Annotated in this window: 17 protein-coding genes and 1 tRNA gene; 8 read left to right on the top strand and 10 right to left on the bottom strand. The window is 41.3% G+C overall.

Features of this window, described 5'->3' with window-relative positions; all coding sequences use genetic code 11:
* Window positions 1–132 precede the first annotated feature (132 nt).
* From HKX39_RS02890 to HKX39_RS02870, 5 genes are all read right to left on the bottom strand, one after another.
* Window positions 133–1,368, bottom strand: a complete 1,236-nt coding sequence (locus HKX39_RS02890; RefSeq protein WP_171679792.1) for a porin — start codon at window positions 1,366–1,368, stop codon at window positions 133–135.
* Window positions 1,369–1,786: 418 nt separating this feature from the next.
* The gene (locus HKX39_RS02885; RefSeq protein WP_216605021.1) at window positions 1,787–2,185 is read right to left on the bottom strand and encodes a PIN domain-containing protein; all 399 of its coding nucleotides are present in this window, start codon (window positions 2,183–2,185) and stop codon (window positions 1,787–1,789) included.
* Between the two features lie 10 nt (window positions 2,186–2,195).
* Window positions 2,196–2,444 carry an antitoxin gene (locus HKX39_RS02880; protein WP_216605020.1) on the bottom strand — a complete coding sequence of 83 codons (249 nt, stop codon included), beginning with the start codon at window positions 2,442–2,444 and terminating at the stop codon, window positions 2,196–2,198.
* 252 nt (window positions 2,445–2,696) lie between these two features.
* Window positions 2,697–3,149: an azurin gene (gene azu, locus HKX39_RS02875; RefSeq protein ID WP_171679789.1), complete on the bottom strand. Its 453-nt coding sequence runs from the start codon at window positions 3,147–3,149 to the stop codon at window positions 2,697–2,699.
* A 141-nt stretch (window positions 3,150–3,290) separates the two neighbouring features.
* On the bottom strand, window positions 3,291–4,232 hold the full coding sequence (locus HKX39_RS02870) for a CysB family HTH-type transcriptional regulator (protein ID WP_171679788.1): 942 nt from the start codon (window positions 4,230–4,232) through the stop codon (window positions 3,291–3,293).
* A 73-nt stretch (window positions 4,233–4,305) separates the two neighbouring features.
* On the opposite strand from HKX39_RS02870, the gene HKX39_RS02865 reads away from it, so the two are divergent.
* Window positions 4,306–5,148, top strand: coding sequence for a glycosyltransferase family A protein (locus tag HKX39_RS02865; protein ID WP_216605019.1), 843 nt, complete (start codon window positions 4,306–4,308; stop codon window positions 5,146–5,148).
* A gap of 46 nt (window positions 5,149–5,194) precedes the next feature.
* Here the strand turns inward: HKX39_RS02865 and HKX39_RS02860 are convergent.
* The 3 genes from HKX39_RS02860 to xerD all read right to left on the bottom strand — a co-directional run bounded on the left by HKX39_RS02860 (window position 5,195) and on the right by xerD (window position 6,736).
* A tRNA-Arg gene (locus tag HKX39_RS02860) sits at window positions 5,195–5,269 on the bottom strand.
* A gap of 54 nt (window positions 5,270–5,323) precedes the next feature.
* A complete protein-coding gene (gene ybaK / locus HKX39_RS02855; protein WP_171679787.1) occupies window positions 5,324–5,815 on the bottom strand; it encodes a Cys-tRNA(Pro) deacylase in 492 nt (163 codons plus the stop codon).
* Between the two features lie 27 nt (window positions 5,816–5,842).
* Window positions 5,843–6,736: a site-specific tyrosine recombinase XerD gene (gene xerD, locus HKX39_RS02850; RefSeq protein ID WP_171679786.1), complete on the bottom strand. Its 894-nt coding sequence runs from the start codon at window positions 6,734–6,736 to the stop codon at window positions 5,843–5,845.
* Between the two features lie 62 nt (window positions 6,737–6,798).
* Between xerD and HKX39_RS02845 the strand changes: the two genes are divergently transcribed.
* From HKX39_RS02845 to miaA, 5 genes are all read left to right on the top strand, one after another.
* Window positions 6,799–7,716 carry an AEC family transporter gene (locus HKX39_RS02845; protein ID WP_171679785.1) on the top strand — a complete coding sequence of 306 codons (918 nt, stop codon included), beginning with the start codon at window positions 6,799–6,801 and terminating at the stop codon, window positions 7,714–7,716.
* 110 nt (window positions 7,717–7,826) lie between these two features.
* Window positions 7,827–8,402, top strand: coding sequence for a tRNA (adenosine(37)-N6)-threonylcarbamoyltransferase complex ATPase subunit type 1 TsaE (gene tsaE / locus HKX39_RS02840; protein WP_246225975.1), 576 nt, complete (start codon window positions 7,827–7,829; stop codon window positions 8,400–8,402).
* A complete protein-coding gene (locus HKX39_RS02835) occupies window positions 8,354–9,688 on the top strand; it encodes an N-acetylmuramoyl-L-alanine amidase (protein WP_171679784.1) in 1,335 nt (444 codons plus the stop codon). The genes tsaE and HKX39_RS02835 overlap by 49 nt, the downstream gene beginning before the upstream one ends.
* Before the next feature lie 197 nt (window positions 9,689–9,885).
* Complete coding sequence (mutL, locus tag HKX39_RS02830) at window positions 9,886–11,802, top strand: DNA mismatch repair endonuclease MutL (RefSeq protein ID WP_171679783.1); 1,917 nt, start codon at window positions 9,886–9,888, stop codon at window positions 11,800–11,802.
* Entirely contained in the window at window positions 11,802–12,758 is a 957-nt protein-coding gene (miaA, locus tag HKX39_RS02825) for a tRNA (adenosine(37)-N6)-dimethylallyltransferase MiaA (protein ID WP_171679782.1), read from the top strand. Before mutL ends, miaA begins: the two co-directional genes overlap by 1 nt.
* A gap of 484 nt (window positions 12,759–13,242) precedes the next feature.
* Here the strand turns inward: miaA and HKX39_RS02820 are convergent, their stop codons facing one another.
* Window positions 13,243–13,419: an antitoxin VbhA family protein gene (locus tag HKX39_RS02820; RefSeq protein WP_171679781.1), complete on the bottom strand. Its 177-nt coding sequence runs from the start codon at window positions 13,417–13,419 to the stop codon at window positions 13,243–13,245.
* Window positions 13,420–13,614: 195 nt separating this feature from the next.
* Complete coding sequence (gene purM, locus HKX39_RS02815; protein WP_171679780.1) at window positions 13,615–14,664, bottom strand: phosphoribosylformylglycinamidine cyclo-ligase; 1,050 nt, start codon at window positions 14,662–14,664, stop codon at window positions 13,615–13,617.
* Between the two features lie 137 nt (window positions 14,665–14,801).
* Here purM and HKX39_RS02810 point away from each other — a divergent pair, with 137 nt between their 5' ends.
* Both HKX39_RS02810 and HKX39_RS02805 read left to right on the top strand, forming a co-directional pair.
* Window positions 14,802–15,485, top strand: a complete 684-nt coding sequence (locus HKX39_RS02810) for an HdaA/DnaA family protein (protein ID WP_171679779.1) — start codon at window positions 14,802–14,804, stop codon at window positions 15,483–15,485.
* A complete protein-coding gene (locus HKX39_RS02805; RefSeq protein WP_171679778.1) occupies window positions 15,482–16,156 on the top strand; it encodes an HAD family hydrolase in 675 nt (224 codons plus the stop codon). Before HKX39_RS02810 ends, HKX39_RS02805 begins: the two co-directional genes overlap by 4 nt.
* Window positions 16,157–16,164: the final 8 nt, after the last annotated feature.

The following is a 16,164-nucleotide window of genomic DNA, read 5'->3' as shown; positions in this document are numbered from 1 at the left end:
TTAATAGAAACAGTCGTGCTAAATAATTTTAAACACGACAAAAAGACCTTCAAATACAAAAACCCTCTGGCGAACCAGAGGGTTTGTTGTCTATCTAGACTATGTTATACAAGGTCGAGCCTTGTGTAACAATTAGAAGCGGTGAGTTAAACCAACTGCTACGTCTGTAGATTTAAGTTTAGCACGGTAACCTGTATCTTCCTTAGCTTTAGAGTAACCGTAAGAGGCTAAAGCATATACTGATGTACGTTTAGACAATCCTTGACGGTAACCTAGACTCCATACGTGTGTATTGATGCGAGCACTCTCATAAACTTCTGAGTTCTTAACACGACCACCTTGGTAAGAGAACATTACTTTGCCGTTCTCACCCACTGGAGCAGAAAGACCTGCTAACCAAGCTTGAGCACGTAAACCAGGAGCATCAAAGCCAATTTGGTTAGTAGCAGTTCTAACTGAGTTAAGGCCATCCACTAAATCACCAGCTAAACCACTAGAACCATTTACAAAACCATCACGTTGTTGACCATACATTAAGTGTAATTTCACAACGTCGAAATCATATGCCAAACCCAAGTTCCATGCTTTCGCTTTTGAATCAGTTACAGGTTTAGCAAGATTTGATACTGTTTTCTTCACACGCTCATAGTCAAAGTTCGCAGCAACTTGCAAAGGACCATTATTGTAACCTAGCGCTACGCTAACGCCATTGTCTTTAGTTTTAACTGTTTGATTCGGATATGTTAAACCTGTTACAGAACTAACAACACCTGCAGAATTAGCTACTAAAGCTGTTGTAGTGTCTACATTGTAAGTTTTAGTATTAGCTGTTGTTAAGCTCACACCGAAACCAAAACCATCGAAGTTTGGAGACAAGTATTTAATTACAGCATCTTTACGAGCGCCTACTGAATCACCAAAAGTTGAGTTAGCAGACGCTTGAGAGAAACCTGTGCCAAACGGATCAATAGCAGACACAAAGTCATCTGATGCAGTAAACTGACGACCTAATGTAAATGTACCCCAGCTATCACCTGTTAAACCAATGATTGCTTTACGGCTAAATACACCACCGTTTTGTTTTGCTTTACCATTAGCTAGATTAAAACCTGATTCTAATTGGAAAATAGCTGCTGTACCGTTACCTAAGTCTTCAGTACCTTTTAAACCCCAACGATTACCGTTTTGGATACCTTCACGAGCACCAACTGTACGGCTCGAAGATACTTTCACACCTTCTGCCTTAACAGATTGTTTTTCAAAGCCGATACCACCGTCAACGATACCATATAATGTAACTGATGATTCAGCGTGAGCTACACCAGCGAAACCAGTAGCTAAAGCAGCAACTAATAATGTCTTTTTCATTTGTTAAATCTCCGTAAGATTTGATTAATCTGAACAGTGTCTATCCAAGCTCACCATTCTCGAAAATTTTCCACAAAGGGAAGTTATAGCTATTCCAACAAATTTTTGAGCAACTGACTAGGATTATCGTTAAGAAAGTTTGCAATTTGTGGTTTTTATGCCTAATTTTGTAGCTTTTACACCACTTTTTGATGTTTTATTACCACATTTTAGGCTTTTGATACACCTACTGACTATCTAAAAACAACGCCAATCTGTCATTCAAATTCTTAAGAAATCACTTTAAGTTTGATTTCTTATGTATTCAGTATAGGGATTTTTTTGTCGGCTGTATGTATTTATTTCAGCTTTATGCTGTTATATATATATGTCTGTCGTAAGGATACGACAGACATGATGCTATTTTGCTTAGCGATTATTAAGTCGTCCAATTATCAATTGTTAATGTTGTAATTCTTTCAAATTCTCGTGTATTGTTTGTCACGAGTACAGCTTTCTCACTTAATGCATGACTGGCTATCCATAAATCATTATTGCCGATTAGTATTCCTTGTTTTTTTAGCTTAAAAAACCATTCAGCATAATAATCACATAGCGAAAAATTGACGTTATACGCTACCTGAATAATGCTTTTGAGCTCTTCAATTCTCGTCAAATTAACAGAGGGTTGGCTACTCTTTTTTGCTCCGTAAAGTAACTCCGCATACGTTACAAAACTCATCACCAGTTTATCTTTATCTTCAAGCAATCGAATGCGTTCAGCAATCTGCTTATGGTATCCCTTTAAAAGATAAATAATAATATTAGTGTCTAACATATAAATCACACTAAAACTCCTCCCTTTCTTGTACTGGTTGATACCTATCTCGCTCAAGATGCTCAACAAAATCCGCAGAGAATCCACTCATCACAGCTATTAGCCTATCTGCTCTATTTTCTTTCTCTTGATAGATAGGCGTAATCAATAATTGACCTGTACTTAGCTGCTCAATTTCTGCCAGTTCTGTCTCCAATCGGTAAGTAGCCGGAATTCTTACTGCTTGACTATTGCCACTTTTAAATAGTTTAGTTCTCATCAGCATACACCTTTTATTGAATATATACATAAAAGTATATACTTCAAAACACCTCCTGTCTAATCTACTGTTATTTATTATTTAATAACCACATAAGCAATATATCTACCACAACTCCCCCTCTTTTAACATCTCCCTAGGATCACTTTATCCTACCCCACAAACAAAAACCTCCACAAACTGAATTCAGTCTATGGAGGTCTACACAAGCACTCAATATGTGCCTGAGTGCTAAATCACGTTATAGCGTGATTAGTCTGTCACTTTTACCACACCTTTCATCATGGCAGCATGCCCTGGGAATGTGCAAAAGAACTCATAAGCACCGTCTTTTTCAAGTTTAGCGGGATCAATACTAAATTTAGTTGACTCACCACCACCTATCAACGCAGAATGCGCCAAAATACGCGCATCGTCCGCTTTAACATAGTCTTTATCCACACCCACTGCCATACTATCCGCAATCACGCCAGCCGCATCCTCTGCCTTGGCAATAACGATATTATGACCCATGGCTGCTTTAGGAATTTGGCCTACATGCTTTAACTCGACTTCAACAGCAGAGCACGCTTTGCTCACTACAATCTCTTTGGTGTTAAATTGCATTTGGTCAGTAGACTCAACCACTACTGAACACTCTGCCGCCATGGCAGGTGCAGCCATTAAGGTAAATAAACCCGCTAATGCATATTGTTTCATTGACATTTTCGATACTCCTTATGAGTTAACAAAAAAATACTCACCAACAAGGATAACATAGATAAAACCCCCAACACACCCTCGTTTTCTTTTCGTTACAAAGAAAAAGGTCGCTCCATCGGAACGACCTTCATACGCTATAAGAGGCTATTTGCTTGGATTTAATTCCTCTTCTATTTGTGCTCTATCATAACTTGGTGAACACATTTGAATAAACTCATACACATAATCACGGGCGAACACCCCTTTACGCAAACCAATCTTAGATATATGTTTACCAAACAAATGCCCAACAGGGATACCGACTAAATTGGAATCTCGTCGTGGATTAAATGCCATACCAGCAATAATCCCTACGCCTAATTCAACATCGACATAGGTTTTAATCACATCCGCATCAATCGCCTCTAAGACAATGTCTGGCTTAATATTGGCCTCTTCAAAACAAGCGTCAATCGTCTTACGCCCAGAGAAAGCACTATCGTAAGTAATAATAGGATATTGTGCAATTTGTTCTAAGCTAATATTACGTGCCTGACTAGAGGTCAATTCTGTCAGAGGATGGTCAGGCTTAACCACTATCGTATGCGTCCACTCATAACAAGGGAAAGTTACCAGTCCGGGGACTAATGATAAAGTCTCTGTTGCCACCGCTACATCTGCTTCTTCAGACAACACCATCTGAGCTAATTGTTGAGGGCTACCTTCGGCTAATGAAACACGCACTTTAGGAAAACGCTTTTTAAAATTCAGAATAATTTCAGGTAAAAAATAACGTGCCTGCGTATGGGTACAACCAATAATTAATTCACCTTCATCTTGTCTGGCATATTCATCACTGACTCGTTTTAGATTGTCCACTTCACGCATAATCCGTTCAATGACCGCCGCGACGGCCTGACCGGGTTTGGTTAATCCTTTGATACGTTTACCATGACGTTCAAAAATTTGCAGACCTAACTCATCTTCAAACTCAATAATAGCCTTGGACACCCCTGGTTGAGAGGTATATAATGCCTGAGAGGTTTCAGTCAGATTGAAATTGCGGCGAATGGTTTCGCGAATGTAACGGAATTGTTGTAAGTTCATGCTATACCTCTTAATAACGATATTATTATATTAAATAAAGAACTTATTTAATATTCTTTTTGGTTATATTTATATGATGAATACCGTCGCTGTCATTACGTCAACCATTGGAAGACCTCATTTAGAAGAGGCTATCTTAAGCGTACAGACTCAAACCTATCCTTGTAAACACTATATTTTTGTCGATGGTGAAAGGTTCTGGCCAGAGGCAAAGCAAATTTTAGATAAGTATCCTGATGTTATCGCCACTTATTTACCGATGAATACAGGTGCCGATGGATGGACCAATAGCTACATCAATGCGATGGCTCCATTCCTTGTCAAAGAAGATGTGCTGTGCTTTTTAGATGATGATAACTGGTATACCCCAAACCATGTCGAGCAATGCATAAAAGCACTTCAACAAAATCCCTCTGCAAGTTATGCTTTTGCTTTACGGAATCTTTACCTTGCCCGTGACTGGTTTGTCTGTCCTGACAATTTAGAATCTATCGGACCATACCAGAATCGGCTACCTAACCCTTTCCATTACGAACTCCAGATTAATGGACAACATTTACCCATGTATACCAATCAACACTATCAATATCATATTGATACTAACTGTTTTGCCATAAAACGCACCTTGGCTCGACAACTTGCCCACCATTGGACACATGATAAAAAGAATGACTATATTATTGCTAACACTTTGCGTCAGTCCAATGAAACAGGGGTTTGCACTAAGTCATTTACCGTCAATTATGTTATTGATTTAGCCAAATATGACTCTGGCTTTATCCAAACGTTAGAAAACCTTTTACCCATGGAGCAAATTCTCGAGGCCTATGCTCTGGTACTCAAAAATAAGCATGACCTCAATCTACAACTACATGGCAACCAATATCCGTGGGACACTTTACCCTCTCAATCATAAGGATATTAATATGAATGGTGGGCAATATATGCTGTAAATGGGGGACTGGCCTCCCCGACAAGAATCGAACCTGTATCTAACCCTTAGGAGGGGTTTATTCTATCCATTGAACTACGGGGAGGCAAACACACTAACTACTATGATGGGCGACCATCAAACGGTCTATTATATAATATTAGAGTGGATTTGCTACCTCGACAGGCTTAGCCTCCAACAACTCCACAATAACCTGTGGATTCATGCTTAAGATATATCCTCTGCGACCACCATTAATATAGATTTTATCTAAATCCAAAATTGTCTTTTCTATCCAGACAGGCATTTTTTTACGTGTACCAAAGGGAGAAGTCCCGCCAATCTGATAACCAGAATGTTTAGGGGCATTGGTGGCGGCGGCGGCTTGGATTTTTTTCGTATTAATTTGACGGGCCAGATTTTTAGTCGATACTTCACAATCACCATGCATCAGCACAATATGCGGTTTTCCTTGTTCATCTTCAAAAATTAAGGTTTTCACCACATGGTGCTCATCAACGCCTAATTGTTTGGCTGTCTCGCCAGTACCGCCATGCTCAACATAATCATAAATATGTTCTTCATAGGCTACTTTATGTTTTTTTAGAAACTGTGTAGCGGGAGTTTCAGAAACGTGTTTTTGTTTGCTCATAATGCTTCTCTAATAATAGAACCCCTATTATGCACGTGGATGATGCTTTTGATGTAATTGTTTTAAGCGTTCACGCGCCACATGGGTATAAATCTGTGTAGTAGAGATATCGGCATGTCCTAATAACATTTGTACGACGCGCAAATCCGCCCCATGATTTAATAAATGTGTCGCAAACGCATGGCGTAATACATGGGGTGATAAAGGAATTTTAATACTGGTCTGGGTCGCGTATTTTTTAATCAATTGCCAAAACGCTTGGCGTGTCATACTCGTCCCAAAGCGAGATAAAAATAAATCATCATTGACTTTATTTCCCAATAGCTCCGGTCGTGCTTTCTGCATATAGTCACGCAGATACTGCTCTGCGACTTCACCAATAGGGACAATTCGATCTTTACCGCCTTTACCCATAATGACACGCACAACCCCCTCATCCAAATTAAGATGCAATGTCTTTAATGTCACCAACTCCGTCACTCGCAAGCCCGTAGCATAAAGGGTTTCTAACATAGCACGATCACGCATACCCGCTAAAGAGTTTAAATCAGGGGCATTTAATAACTCCTCAACCTGTGCCTCACTCACTGTCTTAGGAAACCGCATACCTTGTTTAGATGAGCTTAACGCAATGGTAGGATCCTCACTAAAATATCCCATTCGCAGTGCCCATATCGAAAAGCGCTTAAGACTCGCCAAACGACGATTAGCCGTACTCGCTTTGACCTCATGGCTCATCGCAATAAACCATGCACGTGCAATATCCGCATCCACCTCTTTTAAACTTAACGCAGGACGCTGTGCCTCTAAATACTCTTGTAAATTATTTAAATCCTGACGATAAGCACTTAACGTATTCTTAGATAAACCATCTTCTAACCATAAGGCATCTAAAAATGCATCAATATATTCTTTACTCATTACACGAGCACTCTATAAAAAACGATATACTATTGTAAAACTTATTTAGCAATAAAAGAAATATGCAACTGGTTCATCTCGTCTTGCCTGACTGTTTACTCCTTATTTTAGGTTGGTGCCTAAGGAATAAACTAAACTTCACGCCTGAATTTTTTAGCGGTCTTGAAAAGCTAGTCTATTATTTCTTATTTCCTGCCCTCCTCATTAAATCCTTGATGGCAGCGCCTATTTCTTTAGCCAAAGCAGGTCATCTGTTTATTGTCTGTCTCGCGCTTTCTTTGATTGGTTGGGGCTTAAGTTATGCTATCCGATGGTTCCAGACACCACCCGCACTTTCTCTAAACTCTAGTAGTCAATGTGCTTATCGCTTTAATACGTATATCGGTTTATCTCTCGCTCCAGCGGTAGCAGGCGCAGATAGTGTTAGCATTATGGCGGTATTAGTAGGATTTACGGTACCCATCGTTAATATTATCGCCGTCAATAGTATGGCAAAGCAACAAGGCAATCATCCTTTTAAAGAAATCCTCAAAAACCCTTTGGTCATTTCCACTATCGTCGGCTTATTCTTAAATTTCGTAGGCATTGATTTCCCTGAGTTTGTGGATAATACACTTGATAAACTCTCTCGTAGCACTATTCCACTAGGACTAATGTGTGTGGGTGCTGCACTTGTCTTGCGTAATGGCACACAACAAGGTGTTTTACTGTCTTGGATGTTGACTGTACGATTAATGATTATGCCTATCGTGGCTATTATCCTTGGATTGATATTTATGCTACCCACCACGACGGCACAGACATTGGTGCTCTTTGCCGCTTTACCTACCGCCTCAGCCGCTTATATCCTCGCTGTACGCATGGGAGGGGACGCACGCCTAGTAGCGGCGATTATTTCATTAAGCACAGTAATAGCGATGGTGACTATCCCTTTATGGCTTTATATTGCTCGCCTTATGTTCGATACGCCATCACCATAAACAAGCTACCTCACGGAATATGGATTTATCAAAACAGCGCTATAAGACCTTCAGACATCAACCCTTTCAACGTAAAGTTATTCCTTAATTAATAATTATTTACAATTTATTTGTTTCAATTTTTTATTAACTTTTCCCCAATTATGTCTCATTTCACCGCTCATACACTACGAATTTTTTTAGCTGACGAAGAAGCCACCACAATACTGGCTCAAGCCATGGCAAAACCAATAAATGATGAAATATCAACTAGTTACAACCAAGAAAATGGCTTATCCTCTGCTTATCATTTACACTTACAAGGCGATTTAGGCGCAGGTAAAACCGCTTTTTCTCGAGCCTTTTTACAGGCCCTTGGGGTCACAGGACGAATAAAAAGCCCCACCTATACGCTAGTTGAAAGCTATAAAGTTTCTAGATTATACTTATATCACTTTGATTTTTATAGATTTAATGAATCTACCGAGTGGCAAGAAGCTGGTTTTAGAGAGCATTTATTAGAGCAAGCGGTCGTTCTTATCGAATGGCCTGAAAAAGCGGATAAATCACTCCCAAAACCTGATGTGCTATTACATCTGCACTATCATGACACGGGTAGAATCGCTGAATTGAGTGCATATTCGGATAAAGGGGAAAAATGGATCGCTCAACTGAGAACACATCAAGCATTGACCATCGTCGCATAACACGTCGTCAAATTCTTGGAACAGGTATTGCTATGCTGTCTTTACCTGTCACCTCTAAGTTTGCACAGGCGGCAGGCAGTCAAATCCTTGCTGTTCGTACTTGGCCTGCTGATGAATATACTCGTGTTACGCTTGAGTTAAGTTCACCTATTAAACACGAGCATTTCACCCTTGACGGTCCTGATCGTTTAGTCGTTGATCTTCAAGGTCTCAGTATGAGTGAGGCCTTAAATTCCCTCATTTCTAAGATTAAACCTAATGACCCCTATATCGCACGTGTCCGCGTTGCTCAAAACCGTGCGGATGTTGTTCGTCTTGTGATGGATTTAAAACAAGGGGTTGTGCCACAGGTCTTCACCCTAAAACCTGTCGGCAACTATAAGTATCGTCTGGTACTTGACCTCTATCCTAAAGTGGCTAAAGACCCTCTTGTTGCCTTAGCTCAACAATCAGGTGATGATCCGCTAGCGGGTATTCTCAATCAAATTAACTCTAATCGTCCTACAGCTGCTGTCCCTAAAGTACAAGGTCAAGTTGCACCACAACCACCTCAAATAGCCACAGCACCCTCTCGTAGCAATGCCAATAGACCTATTCTTATTGCCATTGATCCGGGTCATGGTGGTGAGGACCCCGGTGCTATTGGACCTCGTGGCACACGAGAAAAAGATGTGGTGTTATCCATCGGTCGTCAATTACGTGATGTCATTAATTCTCGCCCAAATATGCGTGCGTACATGACTCGTGATGCTGATTTCTTTGTTCCGCTAGGTGTTCGTGTACAAAAAGCTCGTCGTGTAAAGGCCGATATTTTTGTCTCTATTCATGCGGATGCATTTAGCAATCCTAACGCACGTGGCACATCGGTATTTGCGCTGTCTCGCAAGGGAGCATCAAGTGCCGCGGCAAGTTATCTCGCTAAAAAGGAAAATGCGGCTGACGCTATTGGTGGGCTAGATATTGGTGCTCATGATCGTAATACCGCTAGTGTATTGTTAGATATGTCGACCAATGCTCAAATTAATGACTCGCTCAAAATTGGTCATCGTGTATTAGATGCCCTATCTCGCATTAATGGTCTACAAAGCCGTCGTGTTGAACAAGCGGGTTTTGCCGTACTTAAAGCACCTGATATTCCTTCTATCTTAATTGAGGTCGCCTTTATTTCTAACCCTCAAGAAGAAAACTTCTTACGTAGCACGGACAATCATCGTGTCGTCGCTAATGCCATTATGACGGGTTTAGACGGCTATCTGGCGACCAATCCGGCACTCGCACGCTCTTAAGTCATTTCATCTATGCGATGCACCCTCCAGTTTAGTCTAAAACTTGAGGGTGTATTTCTTTGAGCTAGCTTGTACCCTTACGGATAGTTTACAGGTTTCTCTCGTCTTTAGCTCCCCCATAGATTTTGCTTGAGCAATGTATATCATCTCATTATCTATTACAATAGAACTTTATTGCTTTATCTGTAATCCTTGCTATGTCAGAGCGTCGCCATATTCATCTTTTACCCGATCAGCTTATCAGCCAAATTGCCGCTGGTGAAGTTATCGAGCGTCCTGCCTCCGTCCTCAAAGAATTAGTCGAAAATGCGATTGATGCAGGTTCAACCCAGATTGAGTTACGTCTAGACGGTGGAGGAATCCGTCGTTTATGTGTGATAGATAATGGTAGTGGGATTCCAAAAGAAGAGTTAGCTCTCGCGCTTACACGTCATGCTACTAGCAAGATTCGTTCTCTCAGCGAATTAGAGTCTGTCAATTCCATGGGGTTTCGTGGTGAAGCACTCGCCTCTATTGCTTCTGTGGCACGACTGACACTCACCTCTCGTACCGCTTCCCAAAAACACGCTTGGTCTATTGATGGTCAGCATGGCGTGATTGAACCTGCCGCTGGATTGATAGGTACCGTCGTGGATGTACAGCAATTATTTGATGAAATCCCTGCTCGCCGTAAGTTTTTAAAATCAGAACAAACCGAATTTTCTCATTGTGTCGATGCCATAGAACGCATTGCACTTGCGTATCCTAGCATTAGTTTTCGTATTTTTCACAATGACAAGCCCTACAAACAATGGCAAGCCACCGATACCTTACAACGTATTCGTGATGTATTAGGTAAGGAATTTTTAGACGCAGGACTGGAAGTCAATCATAGTAGTGCCGTATGTAGCATTCATGGTCTGGTCGTACAACCTAGTGCCGCTCGAGCAAAAGCCGATAAACAATATTTCTATGTCAACGGTCGCTTTATCCGTGACCGTACTGTCTCCCATGCGATTCGTAGTGCTTACGCTGATGTACTTCACGGTGACCGTCAACCGGCTTTTGTGCTCTTTTTATCCATTGATCCCAATTTAGTCGATGTGAATGTACATCCAGCCAAAAGCGAAATCCGCTTCCGTGATAGTGGGGCCATTCATCGCTTTATGCAGCATAGCGTCTCACAAGCCTTAGCAAAATTAGGCGGTCAAGGGGCTGTCCATCAGTTAAATGAAGCTGATGCAAATCCTCCTTTTATTGCGAGCAAAGACAATACCGCTGTTTCAGGTGATACTGCCATCAACTCGAAAACAAATGGATTACCTACTCTCAATCAAGCGAATCCATTTATTGGGGCTAAACCCGCTGTTACCTATCAAAAACCTATACAAACTAGCTTATCGATTAATCAAAGCGAAGCTTGGCAACATGCCTATGCTCCCTTAAATACCACAAGCCCTTCTTTATCCGAAACGGCACCTTTTGTTGGTAGTTCCTTTGGCGGTGCTGTAGGTGAAGCTCAAGTAAATATATCCACATCGAATACAGATGACTTTCCCCTTGGTATGGCCATTGGTCAGCTTCACGGCATCTATATCCTTGCTCAAAATAAAGAAGGACTTATTCTTATTGATATGCATGCCGCCCATGAGCGCGTTTTGTATGAACAATTAAAAACTCGTATTGATCAACATGACTTAAGCGCACAAACGCTTTTAGTCCCCGTGGTCTTTCATGCCTCAGAAAAACAAATTGCGTTAATTGATGAATACGCCAGCATCTTACAAAGCCTAGGATTAAGTCTAAGTGCTGCTGGGCCACAATCGATTGCTATACGTGCTGTCCCTGCACTATTGGCAAAAGGGGATATTGAAACCATGGTTCGTCGAGTCTTACATGATTTAGAAAATGTAGGCGTTTCTCATTTATTGACTGAACAACGCAATGAACTACTGGCCACCATGGCATGCCATGGCTCTGTGCGAGCGAATCGTTTACTAAGTTTGACTGAAATGAATACTTTACTACGTCAAATGGAACAAACCGAACGTGCCAACCAATGCAATCATGGCCGTCCCACTTGGTTTAGTTGGTCTTTAGCTGATTTAGATAAGCTCTTTATGCGAGGTCAATAATGACAACGCCCTCACCGATTATTTGTATTGCAGGTCCAACTGCAGCTGGTAAGTCTGCCTCAGTTCTCACACTAGCAGAACACCTGCCTATTGAGATTATTAATGTTGACTCAGCAACCATTTATCGTGGTATGGATATTGGTACAGCAAAGCCCAGTCCAGAAGAGCAAACTCTCGTACCACAGCACTTACTTGATATTAAAGATCCTTTAGAAAGTTATAGTGCAGCAGACTTTTATGACGATACATTAAAGCTTATCGCAGATATTCAACAGCGTGGACGTATTCCCATCCTCGCTGGTGGTACGATGATGTACTATAAAACCTTACGCGATGGTTTACATGACTTACCAGCCGCCGATGCGGCACTAAGAGAGCAATTAGAAAAAGAAGCTGCCATCATAGGTTGGCCAGCCATGCATGCGAGATTGCGTGAACTTGATGCTATCACCGCAGAACGGCTTTCCCCGAATGATAGTCAACGTATTCAACGTGCCTTAGAGGTCATCACTTTAACCGGTAAGCCTCTTTCCCAACTTTTTGCAGAACAAAAAAACAATGCATCACCTTACCAGTTCGTCACGATTAGTCTAGAACCAGAGAACCGTGCTGACCTGCATGCGCGTATTGCTGAACGTTTTATGCAAATGATTGATAAAGGTTTTGTCGATGAGGTACGTGGATTATTTGAGCGAGGCGATTTGCATATCAATCTCCCCTCTATTCGTTGTGTCGGCTACCGTCAGCTATGGGCGTATATTGCCGGTGAGGTGGATTTAGATACTGCGATTGAACAAGGTATTGCCGCGACAAGACAATTAGCGAAAAGACAAATTACATGGCTGCGTAGTCAGCCTGAGCGAATAATGATTGATTGTTTTAGTGCTGATGTGCCAGCACAGGTACTCGTAAAGGTGAGAAGTTTGCTAGATGTTGTTTACTCTCCGACAAACTGACCTAGATGATAGTGCTAGTTAATGGTCGTCCTTACGGAGAGAACTTGATGTATCGAGCGAGTTTGCAAACGGCGAGCGATAGCGACGCACTTTGCTGTCCGAGCGAATACACAAGTTCTGCAGTGAGGACGATATATAGTGAACTGTCTGCAGTGTGGTCTAATCAATACACAAGTTCTGCAGTAAGGACGATATATAGTGAACTGTCTGCAGTGTGGTCAGTTGTCAATGCAAATAACCATCAGGTCTGCTACACATTTCGCACAGTCGCTCGAACAGAGCCTCACTTCGTTCGCCTAACTCGCTTTGTGTATCGAAATGTCTCCGCAAACCTTAAGTGCTTTGGCAAACCTTGCATGCTAATAGCGACAAGGTTTGCTATTTTTCTAAAGGGTGTAGTCTCTCCGCAATCTCAACTTTTTCTAGTTCACTCTTATCTTTTATGCCAAATTTATTGATAAATACATGATTATCATCTAGATAATCATCTGATTCTGCATAATTCATAAATACGGTCTTCGACCTCTTGAAAGGAAATATCACCCTCAGCCCAACGATTAAAAATTGCTAAAGCTTCCTCACCAATCAATATTCCTTCAAGCTGATTATTATCGACTGCAAATTGAACAGCCTCTTTTCTTTCTCGTACTGTAAGCTGCATAATACCCACCATTCTGTGTAGCCCTATCTTTTAATTATATGATATAAAAGAATTTTTTTTCATTAATTTCAACTCTACAGCAAACAGATATATACCAATAAGTCTAACACCTATTCGCCAAAGCAATAGTCACAACAAAAAACCACACTGCACAATCGCACAGTGTGGCTTATCCATCAAAAGCACTAATGACAATTAGATAACAACGGTCTGCGCTTGTCCCTCTTTCTGAGCAACGATTTCACCCAATGCATAAACGGTTTCGCCTTGCTCTTTTAAGGTTTGTGTAATCGCTGCCTCTTCTTCTGCAGAAACCACAATCACCATGCCGATACCGCAGTTAAAGACACGATACATTTCTTCTTGCTCGACATTACCTTGCTCTTGTAGCCATTGGAATAATGGCGGGAATGTCCATGCCGATTGTTTAATCTCTGCTGTGAGACCCGCTTGTAAAATACGAGGTACGTTATCTAACAAACCACCACCGGTGATATGCGCTAGACCTTTAATCGCCTCGCCATGTTTAGCCAATGCTGCTAAAACAGGTTTAACATAAAGACGTGTTGGTGCCATCACCACATCAGCCAATGGTTGTCCATGGAAGTCATCGGTAGGTTTAGCACCTGCACGCTCGATAATCTTACGGATTAATGAGAAACCATTAGAGTGAGCACCACTCGATGCTAAGCCAATAATCTTATCGCCTACTTTAATAGATTGACCATTAATGATTTTTGATTTCTCAACCGCACCCACGGCAAAACCCGCTAAGTCATACTCACCCTCTGGATACATACCCGGCATCTCTGCTGTTTCGCCACCAATTAAGGCACAACCTGAAAGCTCACAACCCTTAGCAATACCGCCAACAACGGCCGCTGCAGTATCGACACTTAACTTGCCACAAGCAAAATAGTCTAAGAAAAATAGTGGTTCTGCACCTTGAACAAGAATATCATTCACACTCATTGCCACAAGGTCAATACCTACTGTGTCGTGACGATTCCACTCAAATGCCAAACGAAGTTTTGTACCTACACCGTCTGTACCTGATACTAATACTGGCTCTTTGTACTTTTTAGGCACTTCAAATAAAGCACCAAAACCACCAATACCAGCCATTACACCTTCACGCATTGTCTTAGCGGCTAGCGGTTTAATACGATCCACCAAAGCATCACCCGCATCAATATCAACACCTGCATCACGGTAAGTCAGTGAGTTTTTTTCATTCGTAGTCATGGAATCTGCCTAAAATATGTAAAATAGCGTTAATTAAGGTATCGTCTTAACCAACTAGAAGTCGTTTCTAGCCATTGCGACGAGAGAAGAAAGTATAATTTTACGATGAATAGAAAAAAATCGTTGCAGTTTTCCCCATGAAAGAACAATTATTTTTAGCGGATTTAATTTTAAAACCCACGCCGAGTTTTGATAACTTCATCGTGGGCAAAAATACAGAGGTATTTGAGATACTTACTCACCTAAAAGCAGGATTGTCGATTTTTTTGTGGGGAGAAGCTGGCACAGGTAAATCACATATACTTAAAGCATTAGCAGGTGAACATGAACCCTATGGGCCACACAACTTCCCTGCTGAGATGAGCGCACTGCCTAAATTCCCTCCTCGTACTGTTGTATTAGTCGATGATGTTCATCTCTTTTCTCCAGAGCAGCAAGCCGTTCTCTTTAATTTATACAACGATTGGCAGGCTAGAAAATTACTTCCTAATGCTTTTTCTATTGTCGCCACCGCCAATGCCTCCCCTATGCAACTCTCCATGCGCGAAGATTTACGTAATCGTCTAGGGTGGGGCTTAGTCTATGAGGTACAAGTACTCAATGACGAAGACTGCAAAAACGCCTTAGAACAACGCGCTCAAGCTAAAGGACTGCGCCTGAGCAAAGAGGTATTGCAATGGATTTTTACCTATTGCCCTCGTGATATCCGTACACTCTTTGCGCTTTTAGAAGCACTTGATGCATATTCATTAAGTCAACAACGCGCGATTACTATCCCTCTGCTTAAACAACTTATTCAATCTCAGGAGATTTTTCAATGACAAGCCGAAATCTTGCCTTATTTGACTTGGATCATACGCTATTGCCTATCGATAGCGATCATGAATGGGTCGAGTTTCTCATCCGTCATCAGCTTGCCGGAGATCCTGAGGCCGTTCGTCGCCGCAATGATGAGCTTTATGCTAAATATCAGGCAGGTACATTAACCATTGAAGAATCCGCCGCCGTGATGCTCGGCTTTTTAAAAATGCATAGCCCTTATGACTTAGCTAAATATCACGAAATCTACATGCAAGAAGTGATTCGCCCTAATATCAAAAAGGTTGCTACCGATTTAGTTGATAAACATCTCAGCAATGGCGACTTATGTTGTTTAGTCAGTGCGACCAACACTTTCGTTATCACCCCTATTGGACGCGCATTTGCCTTTGAAAATATCATTGGCACAACACCTGAGTTTATCAATGGACGTTATACAGGTAAATTTGTTGGTACAGCCTCTTACAAAGAAGGGAAAATCACTCGAGTCCAAGAATGGCTTGCCACTCTTGGTTTAAGCTTAAATGATTTTGAAAAGAGTTATTTCTACAGCGACTCGATTAACGACTTACCTTTATTAGAAAAAGTGACTCATCCAGTTGCGACTAATCCTCAAGATTCATTACGTAAAATTGCTCAAGAAAAAGGTTGGGCGATTCTTGATTTATTTTAAATTTAAAC

The sequence above is a fragment of the Pelistega suis genome, from assembly GCF_013133795.1.
GTDB lineage: Bacteria > Pseudomonadota > Gammaproteobacteria > Burkholderiales > Burkholderiaceae_B > Taylorella > Taylorella suis.
Note: the sequence above shows the minus strand (reverse complement) of the source record. Positions and strands in the feature narration are given on the sequence as shown.